At 65.1% G+C, this 14,536-nt stretch carries 14 protein-coding genes and 1 pseudogene; 5 read left to right on the top strand and 10 right to left on the bottom strand.

The genetic code is table 11. The features are described 5' to 3' along the window. From JHC36_RS00300 to JHC36_RS00325, 6 genes are all read right to left on the bottom strand, one after another. Positions 1-290: glycosyltransferase family 2 protein (locus JHC36_RS00300; RefSeq protein WP_503006703.1), on the bottom strand; the 290-nt coding region annotated here is incomplete at its 3' end. Then, a complete protein-coding gene (rfbC, locus tag JHC36_RS00305; RefSeq protein WP_287914406.1) occupies positions 287-835 on the bottom strand; it encodes a dTDP-4-dehydrorhamnose 3,5-epimerase in 549 nt (182 codons plus the stop codon). The genes JHC36_RS00300 and rfbC, both read right to left, overlap by 4 nt. Further along, positions 832-1,719: a glucose-1-phosphate thymidylyltransferase RfbA gene (rfbA, locus tag JHC36_RS00310; protein ID WP_124220769.1), complete on the bottom strand. Its 888-nt coding sequence runs from the start codon at positions 1,717-1,719 to the stop codon at positions 832-834. The genes rfbC and rfbA overlap by 4 nt, the downstream gene beginning before the upstream one ends. After that, a complete protein-coding gene (gene rfbD, locus JHC36_RS00315; protein WP_287914410.1) occupies positions 1,716-2,642 on the bottom strand; it encodes a dTDP-4-dehydrorhamnose reductase in 927 nt (308 codons plus the stop codon). The genes rfbA and rfbD overlap by 4 nt, the downstream gene beginning before the upstream one ends. Next, a complete protein-coding gene (gene rfbB / locus JHC36_RS00320; protein WP_287914412.1) occupies positions 2,639-3,703 on the bottom strand; it encodes a dTDP-glucose 4,6-dehydratase in 1,065 nt (354 codons plus the stop codon). The genes rfbD and rfbB overlap by 4 nt, the downstream gene beginning before the upstream one ends. A gap of 124 nt (positions 3,704-3,827) precedes the next feature. Continuing rightward, positions 3,828-5,813, bottom strand: a complete 1,986-nt coding sequence (locus JHC36_RS00325; protein ID WP_287914414.1) for an SDR family oxidoreductase — start codon at positions 5,811-5,813, stop codon at positions 3,828-3,830. 271 nt (positions 5,814-6,084) lie between these two features. Here JHC36_RS00325 and JHC36_RS00330 point away from each other — a divergent pair, with 271 nt between their 5' ends. The 3 genes from JHC36_RS00330 to JHC36_RS00340 all read left to right on the top strand — a co-directional run bounded on the left by JHC36_RS00330 (position 6,085) and on the right by JHC36_RS00340 (position 8,903). Then, positions 6,085-6,774: a phasin family protein gene (locus JHC36_RS00330; protein WP_287914416.1), complete on the top strand. Its 690-nt coding sequence runs from the start codon at positions 6,085-6,087 to the stop codon at positions 6,772-6,774. A 72-nt stretch (positions 6,775-6,846) separates the two neighbouring features. Continuing rightward, positions 6,847-8,136, top strand: a complete 1,290-nt coding sequence (locus JHC36_RS00335; protein ID WP_287914417.1) for a patatin-like phospholipase family protein — start codon at positions 6,847-6,849, stop codon at positions 8,134-8,136. Between the two features lie 89 nt (positions 8,137-8,225). Next, on the top strand, positions 8,226-8,903 hold the full coding sequence (locus JHC36_RS00340) for a TetR/AcrR family transcriptional regulator (RefSeq protein WP_287914419.1): 678 nt from the start codon (positions 8,226-8,228) through the stop codon (positions 8,901-8,903). A 146-nt stretch (positions 8,904-9,049) separates the two neighbouring features. On the opposite strand, the gene JHC36_RS00345 is transcribed toward JHC36_RS00340, so the two are convergent. Both JHC36_RS00345 and JHC36_RS00350 read right to left on the bottom strand, forming a co-directional pair. Beyond that, positions 9,050-9,823 (bottom strand): type III pantothenate kinase, encoded by a 774-nt coding sequence (locus tag JHC36_RS00345; protein ID WP_287914421.1) that lies wholly within the window; start codon positions 9,821-9,823, stop codon positions 9,050-9,052. 31 nt (positions 9,824-9,854) lie between these two features. Beyond that, the gene (locus JHC36_RS00350; protein WP_287914423.1) at positions 9,855-10,523 is read right to left on the bottom strand and encodes a helix-turn-helix transcriptional regulator; all 669 of its coding nucleotides are present in this window, start codon (positions 10,521-10,523) and stop codon (positions 9,855-9,857) included. A gap of 146 nt (positions 10,524-10,669) precedes the next feature. On the opposite strand from JHC36_RS00350, the gene JHC36_RS00355 reads away from it, so the two are divergent. Then, the gene (locus JHC36_RS00355) at positions 10,670-11,956 is read left to right on the top strand and encodes a sensor histidine kinase (protein WP_287914426.1); all 1,287 of its coding nucleotides are present in this window, start codon (positions 10,670-10,672) and stop codon (positions 11,954-11,956) included. Beyond that, positions 11,953-12,954 (top strand): response regulator, encoded by a 1,002-nt coding sequence (locus tag JHC36_RS00360; protein ID WP_287914429.1) that lies wholly within the window; start codon positions 11,953-11,955, stop codon positions 12,952-12,954. Before JHC36_RS00355 ends, JHC36_RS00360 begins: the two co-directional genes overlap by 4 nt. A gap of 66 nt (positions 12,955-13,020) precedes the next feature. On the opposite strand, the gene cqsA is transcribed toward JHC36_RS00360, so the two are convergent. After that, on the bottom strand, positions 13,021-14,289 hold the full coding sequence (cqsA, locus tag JHC36_RS00365; RefSeq protein ID WP_287914430.1) for an alpha-hydroxyketone-type quorum-sensing autoinducer synthase: 1,269 nt from the start codon (positions 14,287-14,289) through the stop codon (positions 13,021-13,023). Positions 14,290-14,419: 130 nt separating this feature from the next. Continuing rightward, positions 14,420-14,536: pseudogene (locus JHC36_RS00370) on the bottom strand (rhodanese-like domain-containing protein); the annotation flags it as partial.

The following is a 14,536-nucleotide window of genomic DNA, read 5'->3' on the forward strand; positions in this document are numbered from 1 at the left end:
CGAATGTCCGGATTGAGCACGCAGAAATACGGGGTTTTGCACCAGCCGAACGCCTGGTTGTGATTGGCCCCGAATCCGAGCGGCTTGACGTTGCGGACGATGCTCATCACGAACGGCCATTCGCGCTCCTCGATCCAATGCGCCAGAGCGGGCTCGGGCACGTTCAAGGTCACGATCACTTCATGGATGTCGCCGCTGGCGTGCTGGGCCAAGTCGCCGAGCAACAAGGGAATTTCGTCGCCATGCTCGTGGCTGACGATGGAAACGGTCACCGGTTTTTTAATGGTCATTCGAATACGTCCGCTTCTCGAAAAGCCCGACCCGCCCGATCTTTTTCAGACAATCTGGGCTCGATGCCTCCCAAAGGCCAATCGATGCCGAGGTCCGGGTCATTCCAGGCAATGCAGCGCTCGAATTCTGGCGCGTAGTAGTCGGTGGTCTTGTACAGAAAATCGGCGCTTTCACTCAAGACGACGAAGCCATGCGCGAATCCAGGCGGCACCCAGAACAGCCGGTGATTATCGCCGCTGAGTTCGACCCCGACCCAGCGGCCAAAGCTCGGCGACGAGCGGCGCAGGTCGACCGCCACATCGAACACCCGGCCGCAGGCCACCCGAACCAGCTTGCCCTGCGGCTGTTGGATCTGGTAATGCAAACCCCGCAGCACGCCCTGCGCACTGCGGCTGTGGTTGTCCTGCACGAAGCGGGTCGAGCACCCCAGCGCGGCATCGAAGGCGCGCTGATTGAAGGACTCGAAGAAGAAGCCCCGCGCATCCCCAAACACCTTGGGCTCGAGGATCAGTACATCGTCGATCGCCGTGCGGATCACCTTCATCGCCGCTCCTCATCCAGCAGCCGCAGCAGATACTGTCCGTAACGATTTTTCGCCAACGGTTGCGCCAAGCGCTCGAGTTGCGCGTCATCGATCCAGCCGTTGCGCCAGGCGATCTCTTCGGGGCACGCGATCTTGAGGCCCTGGCGGTTTTCCAGCGTGGCGATGAACTGGCCCGCATCGAGCAGGCTTTCGTGGGTACCGGTGTCGAGCCAGGCGTAGCCGCGCTGCATGATCTGCACGTTGAGCTGGCCTTGCTCGAGATACGCCTGATTGACGGCCGTGATTTCCAGTTCCCCGCGTGCGCTCGGGCGTACGGCCTTGGCGATTTCCACCACCTGCTCGTCATAAAAATAAAGGCCCGTGACCGCATAGCTGCTTTTGGGCCGAGCCGGCTTTTCTTCGATGCTCACGGCGCGCCGCTGCGCATCGAATTCGACCACGCCATAGCGTTCGGGATCCTGGACGTGATAGGCAAACACCGTCGCACCTCGCGTCTGCGCATCCGCCGAACGCAAAAGCGAAGCAAAGTCGTGCCCGTAAAAAAGGTTGTCGCCGAGCACCAGCGCACAGGGCGAGCCGACGATGAAGCGCTCGCCGATTAGAAAAGCCTGCGCCAAACCGTCGGGGCTGGGCTGGACCGCATAGGCGATCGACATACCCCACTGGCGACCGTCGCCCAGCAACTGCTCGAAGCGCGGCGTGTCCTGCGGCGTGCTGATCACCAGCACCTCACGCAAGCCCGCCAGCATCAGCGTGCTCAAGGGGTAGTAGACCATGGGCTTGTCAAACACCGGCAAGAGCTGCTTGCTGATCGCGAGCGTCGCCGGATGCAGCCGCGTGCCCGATCCGCCGGCGAGGATGATGCCTTTACGGGATGTTTTCATGAGTGAGGAATGACCGGGGGTTGGAGCCAGTCTTCAAGCACGCGACGCACGCCCTCGCGCCAATCGGGCAAAGCCAGCTCGAACCGCTGCTGGATTTTGCGGGTATCGAGCCGGGAATTCAGGGGCCGCCGCGCGGCCGTTGGATAGGCTTGACTCGGGATCGGATCGAGACGCCGCGCGCGCAGCGCCGGTGCCCTGGGATGAGCGCGAACCGTCTCGAGAATGTAGGCCGCATACGCATACCAGTTCGTCTCTCCCGCCGCGGCCAGGTGGTAAATCCCGGCGGGTTCAGACGTACCGATTTCCGAGCGCGTGACCGAACGCAGCAGATGCGCCGTGACATCGGCAATCAAATCCGCACCGGTGGGCGCACCGATCTGGTCCGAGACGAAGCGGAGCTCCTCGCGCTCGGCCGCCAGGCGCAGCACCGAGCGGATGAAGTTCCCCCCGTGCCGCCCATAGACCCAACTCGTGCGCAGAATCAAGTGGCGGCGGCATCGTGCCTGCACCTGTTGTTCGCCTTCGAGCTTGGTCTGCCCGTAGACATTGAGCGGTGCGGGCGCATCGCTTTCGGTCCAGGCGCGCGTCCCCGAGCCATCGAAGACGTAATCGGTGGAATAGTGCACCAGCCACGCGCCGCAAGACTCGGCCGCCTCGGCGAGCACGCCGGGCGCTGTGGCATTGACTCTTCGGGCCTGTTCGGGCTCGGACTCGGCCCGGTCGACGGCCGTGTACGCCGCGGCGTTGACGATCACCTGCGGCCGCAGCGCCTCCACGGTTTGGCGCAGCGATTGCGGCTGCGTGAAATCCGACGGCCAGCGCTCGTCCTTCGACCCCAGCGCCACCACGGTCCCCAAAGGCGCGAGGCTGCGTTGAAGTTCCCGGCCGACTTGGCCGTTCTTGCCCAACAGCAGGATCTTCATCGGAGCACCGCGTACTGGGTCTGCACCCATTGCCGATAGGCACCGCTCTGGACGCGAGCCACCCAACCCGGATGATCGAGATACCACCGCACGGTCTTGCGGATGCCGGTGTCGAAGGTTTCGGCCGGCGTCCAGCCCAATTCCCGTTCGATCTTGCGCGCATCGATCGCATAACGACGGTCATGGCCGGGCCGGTCGCGCACATGGCTGATTTGGGTCGCGTAGCTGCGCCCGTCGGCGCGGGGCCGCCATTCGTCGAGCAGCGCGCACAGCGTGCGCACGATCTCGATGTTGGTTTTCTCTTGGCGGCCGCCGATGTTGTAGACCTCGCCAGGAACACCGGCCTCGAGCACCCTGCGAATCGCGGCGCAGTGGTCGCCCACATAGAGCCAGTCGCGCACCTGGAGGCCGTCGCCGTACACCGGCAGGGGCTGGTCGGCCAGCGCATGCACAATCATCAAGGGAATGAGCTTTTCGGGGAACTGGTAAGGGCCGTAGTTGTTGGAGCAGTTCGTCGTCAGCACCGGCAGCCCATAGGTGTGGTGCCAAGCCCGCACGAGATGGTCGCTGGCCGCCTTGCTCGCGCTGTAGGGGCTGTTGGGCTCATAGCGGCGGGTTTCGGTAAACGCGGGCTCGCCCGGCTCGAGCGAGCCATAAACCTCGTCGGTCGAAACATGCAGGAAACGAAACGCCGAACGCTCAGCCGGCTCGAGCGCCGCCCAATGCGCGCGCACCGCCTCGAGCAAGGCGTAGGTACCAACGATGTTGGTCTGGACGAAATCGGCTGCGCCCTGAATCGAGCGGTCGACATGGCTTTCCGCCGCGAAATGAACGACGGCCCGCGGCCGATACCGTTCGAGCAGTCGAGCCACCAGCGCCCGGTCGGCGATGTCACCCCGCACGAACACATGGCGCGGGTCGTCTTGCAGAGGGCCCAAGTTCTCGAGATTGCCCGCGTAGGTGAGCTTGTCGAGATTCACCACCGGCTCGTCGCTCTGCGCCAGCCAGTCGAGCACGAAGTTGGCGCCGATGAAGCCGGCGCCTCCGGTCACGAGGATCATGAAACGAGCCGAAAAGGAAAGGGAGCGCCGGCAAAGCCGCGCGGCGCGGATGCTGCCGATTATCGGGCCACGGCGACCACGGGCAGATCGCGCGGCCCAGCGCCTGCCCCGCTCCTGCCGACGCTCAGAAGTGGATGCCCTGCATCATCTGCTGCAAGGCCTGCGCCTCGGGCGAGAGCTGGGGCTTGCCCGATTTGTCTCCCTTGGCTGCGGGCGAGTCGGGGAACATCCGGAAACTGGTGTTCATGATGATTTGGGCCACACGCGGCATCAGCGCGTGCAGGATTTGCCCCGTGATGCCCAGCCTTGTCGCGATGCGCACCGGCTTGAAGATGCATGCCTGCGCAATCATTTCGGCGGCGTCCTCGGGTGAGAGGGTCGGCACATTGCTGTAGATCTTGGTCGGCGCAATCATGGGCGTGCGCACCAGCGGCATGTTGATCGTCGTGAAGGTCACGCCTTGATCGGCAAACTCGCTGGCCGCGCAACGCGTCCAGGCGTCGAGGGCCGCCTTGCTGGCCACGTAAGCCGAAAACCGTGGGGCGTTGGTGAGCACCCCGATCGAACTGATATTGACGATGTGCCCGCTGTGGCGCTGGGCCATCCCGGGCAGCAAGCCCATGGTCACACGCAAGGCGCCGAAGTAGTTGAGCTGCATGGTGCGCTCGAAGTCATGGAAGCGATCGTAGCTCGATTCGATGGCGCGGCGGATCGAGCGGCCGGCGTTGTTGATGAGGAAATCGACGCCGCCATGCTCGCTCAGAACCTGCGCGATGAACCGGTCGCAATCGGCCATGTTGGCGATGTCGACCGTGTAGGCGATGAAGCGATAGCCCCGCGCTTCGGCCTCCTTGCAAGCGGCCTCGAGCTTTGCGGGGTCGCGCCCGCAGATCAGCGTCGTGGCGCCCGCTTCGGCAAACTTGTGCGCAGCGGCCAAACCGATGCCCGATGAGCCTCCCGTCACGAGCACGACCTTGCCGCCGACGGTGCCGCGAAGCGAACGATCGATGTGCAACTCCGGATCGAGGTGCCGCTCCCAGTAGTCCCAAAGCCGCCAGGCATAGTCCTTGAGGTTCGGACACGCGATGCCCGTGCCCTTGAGGGCCGCGAGGGTTTCGCGGCAATCGAATCGCGTCGGGTAATTGATGAAGGTCAGCACATCCTCGGGCAAGCCCAAGTCCTTCATCACGGCATGGCGAACCCGCCGCACGGGCCCCAAGGCCATGAGGCCTTTTTTGACGCTCTTCGGGATGAAGCCCAGCAAGGCTGCATTGACGAACACATTCATCTTCGGCGCATGCGCCGCCCGGCTGAAGATGTCGAGCACATCGCCGACCCGGTAGCCGACGGGGTCGACGAGGTGGAAGCACTTGCCGCTGTCCGACACGTGATGCGCGATGTGGTCGATGGCGTCGACGACGAAATCCACCGGTACGATGTTGATCCGTCCCCCTTCGAGCCCGATCGAGGGCATCCAGGGCGGCAAGATCTGCCGCATGCGCTGGATCAGCTTGAAGAAGTAGTAGGGCCCGTCGATCTTGTCCATCTCGCCGGTGCGGCTGTCGCCGACGACCATCGCGGGCCGATACACCGTCCACGGCACGCGGCACTCGGTGCGCACGACACGCTCGCTCTCGTGCTTGGTTTTGAAATACGGATGGTCGAGGTTCTCCGCCTCGTCGAACATGTCCTCGCGGAACACGCCCTCGTACAGTCCCGCAGCGGCGATCGACGAGACATGATGGAAATGCCGAGCCTCGATGGCGCGCGCGAGTTCCACTGCATGGCGCGTACCCTCGACGTTGACCGCCATCTGGCGTTCTTCGTCGGCACCGAGGTCATAGACCGCGGCGAGATGGAAGAAGTGGTCGATTTGACCCTTGAGACGCTTGACGTCCTCGGCGCCGACACCGAGCTTCTTTTGTGTGAGGTCGCCCACGATCGGGATCGCCCGCTTGGCACTCACCCCCCAGGCGGCGCGCAGCTCGGGCACCTTGTCGAGGCTCTCGGGTCGGACGAGGAAATACACCTCCGAGCCTTTCCGTTCGAGCAGCTTCTGGACCAGGCGCTTGCCGATGAACCCGGTCGCCCCCGTGACGAAATAACGCATACATCCCTCCAGTTTCGATCGCAGATGGCCGTCGATTCTGACGCGGCGGAAGGCTATCCGGCCTGGGCATAAACCCGAGGGAAGCGCCGCAACCCCATGGATTAGGAGCCAAACCCTACACGCGCGCCGAAGCGAAAGCTACAGTGCACGCTGTCTCGTCCCAGGCGAGGCTTCAGCCGATCCCGCGATGGCCCGCGAGACGCTTGGGGTTGCCGAAGCGGTCGATTCCGGTTCGGCGCATCGTCACCGAAACCACATACGGAGGAATCCCATGGTCAAGAAGGTTCAGAAATCCGCGACGGCCCGCACCAAAAAGACAGCCGCTGCCAGCGCCGCACCCGCATCGGTCAAAGATTCGGCGCAACAAATCTGGCTCGCGGGCCTGGCGGCCTTCACCAAGGCACAGAACGAAGGCGGCAAGCTGTTCGAAACTCTGGTGAAGGAAGGTTTGGCCATCCAGCGCAAGACCCAAGCCGTCGCCGAAGAGAAGATCAACGAGGCAACCAACAAGATGGCCAACATGGCAACGGGCATCACGACCAAGGCCACGGGCCAATGGGACAAGCTCGAGACGATCTTCGAAGAGCGCGTGGCCCGCGCCCTCAACAAGCTGGGCGTTCCTTCGGCCAAGGACGTGGAGGCGCTGATCGCCCGCATCGAAGATCTCAACCACAGCGTGCAAAAGCTGTCGGGCAAAGCGGCGCCGGCCGCAACCAAACCCACAGCCAAGCCGGCTGCCAAGCCCGCCACCCCGCGCGCACCGGCTGCCAAGAAGGCTGCCGCACAGCCGGCCGAAGAAGCGCCCCGCGCCAAGCGCAGCCGCGCGACGGCCGCCCCGGCGGCGCAGCCCGCCGAAAAGCCCGCACGGCCCGCACGCAAGCGCGCCGCAGCAGCGGCCAAAGTCGCCACCGCGCCCGAGATGAAGCCCGAAGCCGCTGAAACCGCCGCGACGAACGCCTGACGCGCCGTCCACAGCGCAACCGACATGGTTGGCGCCGATTGACGCCGCCCGCGCCGGCCCTACACTGCGAGCATGAGCTTATCCATCGTTGACCCCGGGCGGTCGCGGCAGGCCGCCGCACGCAGCACGACCGACCCCAAAGTGGCGCTGGCACTCGCTGGCGGCGGGCCCCTGGGGGCCATTTGGGAAATCGGTGCTCTGTGCGCGCTCGAGGAGTCGATCGCGGGGCTCAAGCTCAATGCACTCGACCACTACGTCGGGGTATCGGCCGGAGGCTTCATTGCGGCGGCGCTGGCCAACGGCATGACCGCGCGCGAGATTTGTCGCGGCTTCATCGAAAACAGTGACGAGAGCGCCGAGGTATTCGACCCTTCGTGGCTCATGCAGCCGGCTTGGGGCGAATTCGCGCGACGGGCGCGCCAGCTGCCGGCCTTGGGCACGTCGGCGCTGTGGCGGTTCTTCGTCGAGCGCCGATCCCTGATCAGCGCGCTCGAGCGCCTCGGCCCCGCGCTGCCCACCGGGGTTTTTGGTAATGAAGAGGTACACCGCCGCCTGAGCGCCTTGTTTTCACGCGAGGGCCGCACGAACGATTTTCGGCGGCTGCGCACGCGGCTGACCTTGGTTGCCACCGACCTCGACAGCGGGGCGGCCGCACCGTTCGGCCGCGCCGGCTGGGACCATGTGCCGATTTCCCGCGCGGTACAGGCCAGTTCGGCATTGCCCGGACTGTTTCCGCCGGTCGAGATCGACGGCAAGCACTATGTCGACGGTGCCTTGAAAAAGACGCTGCATGCCACCGTGGTGCTCGACGAAGGGGTCGATTTGCTGTTGTGTCTGAACCCGCTCGTCCCCTTCGATGCCACCGCCCCGGCTTTCGCGGACTGGCTGCGGCGCGGCTTGCCGGCGGAGCGGCGGCGCATCCCGCGCATCATCGAAGGCGGCTTGCCCGCGGTGTTGAGCCAGACCTTCCGCACCATGATCCACTCGCGGCTGGAGCTGGGCATGAAAGGCTACGAGCGCCATTACCCCGGAACCGACATCCTGCTGTTCGAGCCGGACCATCGAGACCCGGAGCTCTACCTCGCCAACACCTTCAGCTATAGCCAGCGCCGGCAACTGGCCGAGCATGCCTACCAGCAGACACGCCACCATTTGCGCACGCACCGCAGCCGCTTCTCGCACCGTCTGGCACGGCACGGCATGGCGCTCGACCTCGAGGCGCTCGAAGATCCGCGGCGGCATTTGGTTCAGCCCGTGGTGCCGACGAGCGCGACCGGCGTCGCACTCAACCGCCTCGAGGAACTGCTCGAAGATCTCGCAGACTGGGTGCACGACCGGGAGCGGGAGCGCCGCGCTGCTTGAACGGCCATGGGCATTTCAGGATCGGCCGTGCCGATCCCATGCCGGTGTGAGCGCGCCGCAACGGCCTCGCGTTGGCGTAAAGTCCGGCCATGGTCAAGAAAGCCCCACGCCGTACCGCGGAACGCATCCTCGAGGTCACGCTCGAACTGTTCAACCGGTTTGGCGAGCCCAATGTCTCGACGACCTTGATTTCGTCCGAGCTGCGCATCAGTCCGGGCAACCTCTACTACCACTACCCCGCCAAAGACGAGCTCATCAACAGCCTATTCGATCGCTTTGAAAAAGCGGCGCAGGAGCTAATGGCCGCCGGTGACGGCGTGCGCGACGTCGAGGACGCGTGGTTTTTTCTGCATTCCCTGTTCGAGCTGATTTGGCAGTACCGGTTTCTCTACCGGGACCTCAACGACCTGCTGAGCAAGAACCGGCGGCTGGAAACACATTTCCAGCTCGTGCTGCGCAATAAAACGCGCGCCATCCGCGGCATGCTCGAAGGGATGAAACGCTCAGGCGCTCTGCGCATGGAGCGCGAAGAAATGGAGCCGACGGCCACCAGCATGGTCGTGGTGCTGACCTACTGGTTGAGCTTCGAGTACGTGCGCGATCCCCGTCACGCGCTGGAACCGGAACGCGCCCAGCAAGCGTTGTTGCGGGGGGCGCACCATGTGTTGCATCTGCTCGCGCCCTACCTCGTCTCCGAGCAGCGCACGCATCTCATCGCCCTCGCCGGTGCCTACGCACCGGCCGGAGCCAGCCCATCCGCCGCGTAGGCGAGGACGTCGTCACGAAGACGGCCTTCGCTTGGGTGTCAGCGCTCTTTGGCCGCTGTGCCGGCATCATCTGGCGCTTCGGGCAACGCTGAAACAGCCGCTCGCGCGCCATCGCAGGAACTGATTCAGCGTTGCCTTAGGTGCTCTTATTTTTGAAGCGACCAACGGTGCTCGGCCATGACGAGCAAGCCGTCGAAGATGAGACTCTCGACGAGTTCGACGTCCTCGGCCATGCTGGGCGCCATCTTCCAACCCGCGCCGCCGGTCATGATGCAGGCAGGCCGGGCGCCGGTATGGGCGCGCAGGTGCTCGCGCATACACTCGACGGCGCCGACGATCGCGTAGGTGCCCCCGCTGGTGAGCGCGTCGCTCGTGTTCGTGGGAAACGGCCGCACCACGCCGGTCGGCACATGCAGGCCCGCAGTGCCGGATTCGAGCGCGCGCAGCATGATGCCGTGCCCGGGCAGGATGAGCCCACCCAGAAAGCGGCCGTCCGCATCGACCGCGTCGACCGTCACAGCGGTTCCCACCATGACGACGACCATCGGCCGACGCTCGCCGCGCGCCAGCAAACGATGGCGCGCGGCGATCATCGCCACCCAGCGGTCCGGCCCCAGACGCGCGGGGTGGTCGTACCCGTTGATGAGCCCGGCCTCGGCAGCGCTGGCGACGACCCAGTTCGGCGCGACATCCCAAAGCTCCATTTGCTCCTGGACCCGCCGCTTGACGGCCTCCCCCGCCACCACGCAGCCGAGCATATGCGTGGGCGCTGGCAACATCGCCCAAGGCCCTTCGCCGAGCGACTCGATGTGCTCCAGGAATTCCACGCCGTCGGCGAGCTTGCGCGACGCGGTATGAGCCCGTTCGTACAGCGCCCACTTGAGCCGCGTGTTGCCGACGTCGATCGCAAGAAAAGTCATGGCTGGCATTATGGCAAGCGTGCCTGGACGTTCAGAGTGCACCGAGCCAGCACGCACGCTGCACCGCAGCGAGCTTGTTGTCGACGCCCAGTTTGGCCATGGCATTGGCCAGGTGGTAGTTCACGGTGCGCTCGCTGCAGCCGATCCGTTCGGCCACCTCGCGCGCGGTCAGACCGTCGAAGGTCAGCGCGAGGCATTGCCGCTCGCGCGGGCTGAGCAAGCCCTCGGCCTCGACGATGGACCGACGCAACTGCGGCCAGATATTCATCACCGACCAGACGACGCTGACCGCGTCGGTGCGATCGTGGAAAGCGCAGGAGCTGAACAAAAAACACTCGAACGCACGGCCTCCCGGCAGACCAAACTCGACCCGCACGAGACTTTGGAAACCGTGTCCGAGACACAGACGCCGCCAGCGATTGCCTTCGTCGAATGCCGACTTCGCCAGGTGCTGCCAGGCCACCAGGGGCGCGCCGGACGCCGTCCAAGCGGGGCCAAAGGCGTCGCTCTGGGCCAGCGCCTCCGCAGCGACGCGCAACACCGGCGGATACACGGCCACCACGCGCCGCGTGGCCCCCGAATCCAGCCACTGGGGCCCGAGAATGATGACGGCCTCGACCGACTGACTGCGCAGGCCGAGCAACCAGTCGGCCAGCAGCGGGTCGAGCGCAGTGCTGTCAGAGTTCTCAGGGTGCTCCATCGCCTCGGGAATTCAAAACTCAGACAATAGCAGGCTTGCCGGGTTCGCCGTTTGCTCGAATTCGGCGCCCAACGACGACCCGGCGTGCCCCCTGCGCGGTGCACGATTTCGAACGAACCCACCCGACCTTGGCAAGCGAGCGATCCTTGAAACTGAGCTCTTTCTGGCGTCATCGGTGGATGCGGCGCCTGCGTGACGTGACGCTGGCGGTGCCGCTGGAGCCGATCCTGCACGCCTCACCGCTGCGCCTCAAGCTGCTCGGGCTCTACACGATGATTGGCCACCCGCTGTTTTATTTCGTCTGGGCACACCTGTATCCGCAGCCGTTCGAGGATGCCGCCCTGCGCGCGTTGATGACCGCATGCGGCATCCCCCTGGTGCTTGACTCGGTCGCCCTGCGTCCGCAAAGCCAGCGAAGCGCGCGCGTCTTCACCACCGTGCTGTTCATCCAACTGCCGCTGTTTTTCAGCTGGATGTACTTCATGAACGGTCACAACGACGTTTGGATCGCCAGCTTGGCGACCGTCATCGTCATCTATTTCCACTTGACCGATTGGCGGCTGGCCGCAGCAGGCTCCTTGATCGGCCTGGGGCTCGCGGCCCTGCTGGCGCTGCCCTTTATCGAAACGCCTTCGGGTGGGGTACCGCCGTCCCACGCCTTCGTCCTGGCATTCGCATGGATGTCGGGCTTGCTGCTGGGCATTTCGGGCGCCAACCTGCGGCGCGAGCGGATCGAGCATTCGCTGGCCACGATCGGCATCATGGCGCACGAGCTGCGCACGCCCTTGGCCACCACCGCACTGATCGCCGATGCGCTGCGCATGGAAGCACAACGCAAGAGCGGCGAGGGGCCGCGCCCCGAGTCGCTCGAAAAATGGGCGGCGCGGTTGCACCAGCTCACCCGGTCCATGAACCATCACATCGACCTGCAAATCGCCAATGCGCGGCTGCTTCAACTCAGCGACCATGGCGACCGCATCTCGGCAGCCGAACTGGTCCGTGAAGCAGTCGCCGCCTACCCGTACCGTAGCGACAAGGAACGTGAGTGCATCCGCATCGAGGTTCACCAAGACTTCGAGTTTCGCGGCAGTCGCAGCCAGTTTCTGCGGGTGATCGACAATCTGCTTCAAAACGCGCTGCGGGCGATGCACGCGACGGGCAGCCCGCTGCGGCCCGGAGGCATCCGCATCGAGGTCGGAATTCGGGGGAAACAGGGCCGCATTCGGGTATCGGATCAAGGTCTGGGCATCGCCCCGGAGGTGCTGCCGCATGTGCTCGAACCCTTTTATTCGACCGAGGCCGGAACCGGTCATGGCCTGGGCTTGGCATTCTGCCGGCGGGTCGTCGAGTCTGCGGGTGGCGTGATCGAGGTTCGCAGCCCAGCAGGCAGCGGCGCCATCGTGTCCCTTACCGTGCCGGTTGCCGAGTCATGAGAAAACCCACCGATATCGCCTGCTTCCCACTCTATTGGAGACCGGGTCGGGTCGCCTTCCTCGACGACGATCCCGACTATCTGGAAATGCTCGCCGAGGTCATGCCCGAAGATTGGGCGGTCTCGCTGTTCGAGCAACCGGCGGCCTTCATCCGCAGCCTGCAACAGGAGCCCCCGCTCGAATCCACCGATGAGTGGCAACACCGCCGCATGCTCGAGCGCTGGCGCGACGGGGCGACGCTGATCCCCCAGCTCGTCGAATACTGGCGGCAGGATGGACAGGCCCGTTACGCGCGGCACAACGTCTGCGTGGTCGACTATTCGATGCCCGCCATGAACGGCATCGAAGCGCTCGACGAGCTGGTGCAATGGTCCGGGCACCGCGTGCTGCTGACCGGTCGCGCGGACGAGCAAATCGCCGTGCGAGCGTTCAACCGCGGCATCATCGACCAATACATCCCGAAGCAGTCACCCGACATCACCGAGCGCCTCATCAGCTGCGTGCGCGAACTGCGCGCGCTCACGTCCGAGCGCCTGCAGCAGACCTGGCGCAACACGCTGAGCTGGACCCAGCTGCAGCTCATGCGGGACACCAGCGTCGCCGGCGCCTTGCGGGCTGCCCTGGACCAGCGCGGGTGTGTCGAGCATTTCGTCATCGGCGACCCCTTTGGCGTACTGGCGCTCGATGCCGAGGGGCGCAGCTGGTGGCTGCAGCTCGAAACGCCCAGACGGCTCGAGGAGCTCGCGCAGCTCGCGCAAGAGATCGGCTTCGATGCCCAGACACAGAACGACATCCGCGCCGGGCGCTGCGTGCTCGACGCCGAACTGACCCTAGGCCTGGGGCGTTCGCGGCGGCAGGCCGAGCGGCATCCAGCGCAGCGGCTCGACTGCGGCCCCGAACTCTACGGAGCCTGCATCCCCCTGTCCGAGGCGTGGTGCCCCGGCGCCGCAAGCGCCTACCGCAGCTATCTCGACCGCGCCCGTCTGCTGCGCGGCTGAGGCAGCGCCGCGCGCGGGGGCGGCGACTCTGGCCTTTCGGAGAAGTGGACTCGCCCGCACCGAGCGTCAATCGGCCACGGCCTCGCCCACGCGCTGCCGGCGGGCGAGCGGCCATTTCCACGGCTCGACGATGGGGGCGATTTGCTCGGCCACCGAGACGGTGTAGTCGAGCTCGGCATCGGTCAGCCCGGCGTGCACCGTCAGGCGCACCATGGTCCGATTTCGACTGGTCGCCGGAGCGCAGAAGACGGCACCGAACACGCCACGCTCTTCGAGCGCATCACGAAGAATCATGGTCGCAGGCTCGGTGCCGGCTTCGAGCGCAATGATCTGCTCGGTGCCCTGGTGGATCGGATAGCCCAAACCTTCGAGCGCGCGGCGCAGGCGTCGGGTCTGCCGGTGCAAGGCTGCCCTCGCTTCGTCGGCGCGCTGGATGACGTCGAAGGTGGCTGCCAGCGCCGCGATTTCATGCCCCAGCAGGCAGGAACTGAACATGTTGGGGTAGCTGGTGCTGAGAACGTAGTTGCGCATGTTCGTCGGCAGGGTCATGAAGCCCGCGCGGCCGGCAAAGGCTTTGGCGAGGCTCGCGGTGATGAAATGCACGCGCTCGCTCAAGCCCAGTGCTTTGCACAAACCCGCCCCCTGGGGGCCATGGGTGCCCAGCGAGTGCGACTCGTCGACGACGATCATGCAACCCATACGCTCGGCGACCTCGACCATTTCCACCAAGGGGCAGACGGCCCCGGTGGTGCTGTAGACCGAGTCGACGACGACGACGCCAGGGCCATGGCGTGCCACGGTGCGCTGCAAATGCTGCGGATCGTTGTGGCGGAACACCTGCATCGGTGCCCCGGCACGACGAGCCCCTTCCCAGAGCGAGGTGTGTGCCAGGGTGTCGAGATACACCGGCGTTTCGGGGTCCGCGATCGCTTGCAGCAGGCCAAGGTTGGCTGCATAGCCCGACTGGCAAATCAGGCCGTCCTCATGACCGACGAAGGCTGCCAGCCCGCGCTCGAGCGCCCGTGCCGGGTGCGTGTCGAGCAGAAAGACGCTCGACTGAATGACGTAGTCCGCATCCCGGCGCAAAGCCTCAGTCTGCGCGGCGACGATCTCCGGGTGGCCAGTCAGGTTGAGATAGTCATTGCCGTTGAGGCGCACGGCCTCGGGCCCGGCGTCTCGGCCGTGGAGTAGCGAGCGGCCGCCCCAAAGCGTATCCCACCGGGTGCGAAACTCCCGCACAATCCGCGCTTCGAGATGTGCACTGATCGGTGCCGAGCGGCCGCTCGAGTTCCAGGCCGGGTTTGGTTTTTGCGAACGTGTTTGAGCGATTTCCATGGCTGCCTCCGAGGGTGAAAAACCCATTGAAGGCACCAACCGTGACTTTTGTCACGAAATCGACTGTCAGGATTGACAGGGAGTGAGGCGGACGCTCACCCCCTCCCGCGCGCCGCAGGCAACTCGCGCCTCAGTTTTGGCGCCAGGGCAGCCCGTGAAAGCGCCAGCCGCCTTTGTGTCCGCGCTGCGCGTGTTCATCGGGGTCGCCCTCGAAGCCTTCGAGGATGTTGTAGGCCTCGATCCCGAG

The sequence above is a fragment of the Tibeticola sp. genome, assembly GCF_022759015.1.
GTDB classification, from domain to species: domain Bacteria; phylum Pseudomonadota; class Gammaproteobacteria; order Burkholderiales; family Burkholderiaceae_C; genus Tibeticola; species Tibeticola sediminis.

Bases quoted from the DNA above. Each gene is read 5' to 3' on its own strand.
- JHC36_RS00325 (WP_287914414.1), bottom strand. From the start codon at position 5,813: ATGCGTTATTTCGTCACGGGGGCGACCGGGTTCATCGGCAAGCGCCTG.
- JHC36_RS00340 (WP_287914419.1), top strand. From the start codon at position 8,226: ATGGTCAAGAAAGCCCCACGCCGTACCGCGGAACGCATCCTCGAGGTC.
- JHC36_RS00345 (WP_287914421.1), bottom strand. From the start codon at position 9,823: ATGACTTTTCTTGCGATCGACGTCGGCAACACGCGGCTCAAGTGGGCG.
- JHC36_RS00350 (WP_287914423.1), bottom strand. From the start codon at position 10,523: ATGGAGCACCCTGAGAACTCTGACAGCACTGCGCTCGACCCGCTGCTG.
- rfbD (WP_287914410.1), bottom strand. From the start codon at position 2,642: ATGAAGATCCTGCTGTTGGGCAAGAACGGCCAAGTCGGCCGGGAACTT.
- JHC36_RS00335 (WP_287914417.1), top strand. From the start codon at position 6,847: ATGAGCTTATCCATCGTTGACCCCGGGCGGTCGCGGCAGGCCGCCGCA.
- JHC36_RS00330 (WP_287914416.1), top strand. From the start codon at position 6,085: ATGGTCAAGAAGGTTCAGAAATCCGCGACGGCCCGCACCAAAAAGACA.
- rfbB (WP_287914412.1), bottom strand. From the start codon at position 3,703: ATGATCCTCGTGACCGGAGGCGCCGGCTTCATCGGCGCCAACTTCGTG.
- rfbC (WP_287914406.1), bottom strand. From the start codon at position 835: ATGAAGGTGATCCGCACGGCGATCGACGATGTACTGATCCTCGAGCCC.
- rfbA (WP_124220769.1), bottom strand. From the start codon at position 1,719: ATGAAAACATCCCGTAAAGGCATCATCCTCGCCGGCGGATCGGGCACG.
- cqsA (WP_287914430.1), bottom strand. From the start codon at position 14,289: ATGGAAATCGCTCAAACACGTTCGCAAAAACCAAACCCGGCCTGGAAC.
- JHC36_RS00360 (WP_287914429.1), top strand. From the start codon at position 11,953: ATGAGAAAACCCACCGATATCGCCTGCTTCCCACTCTATTGGAGACCG.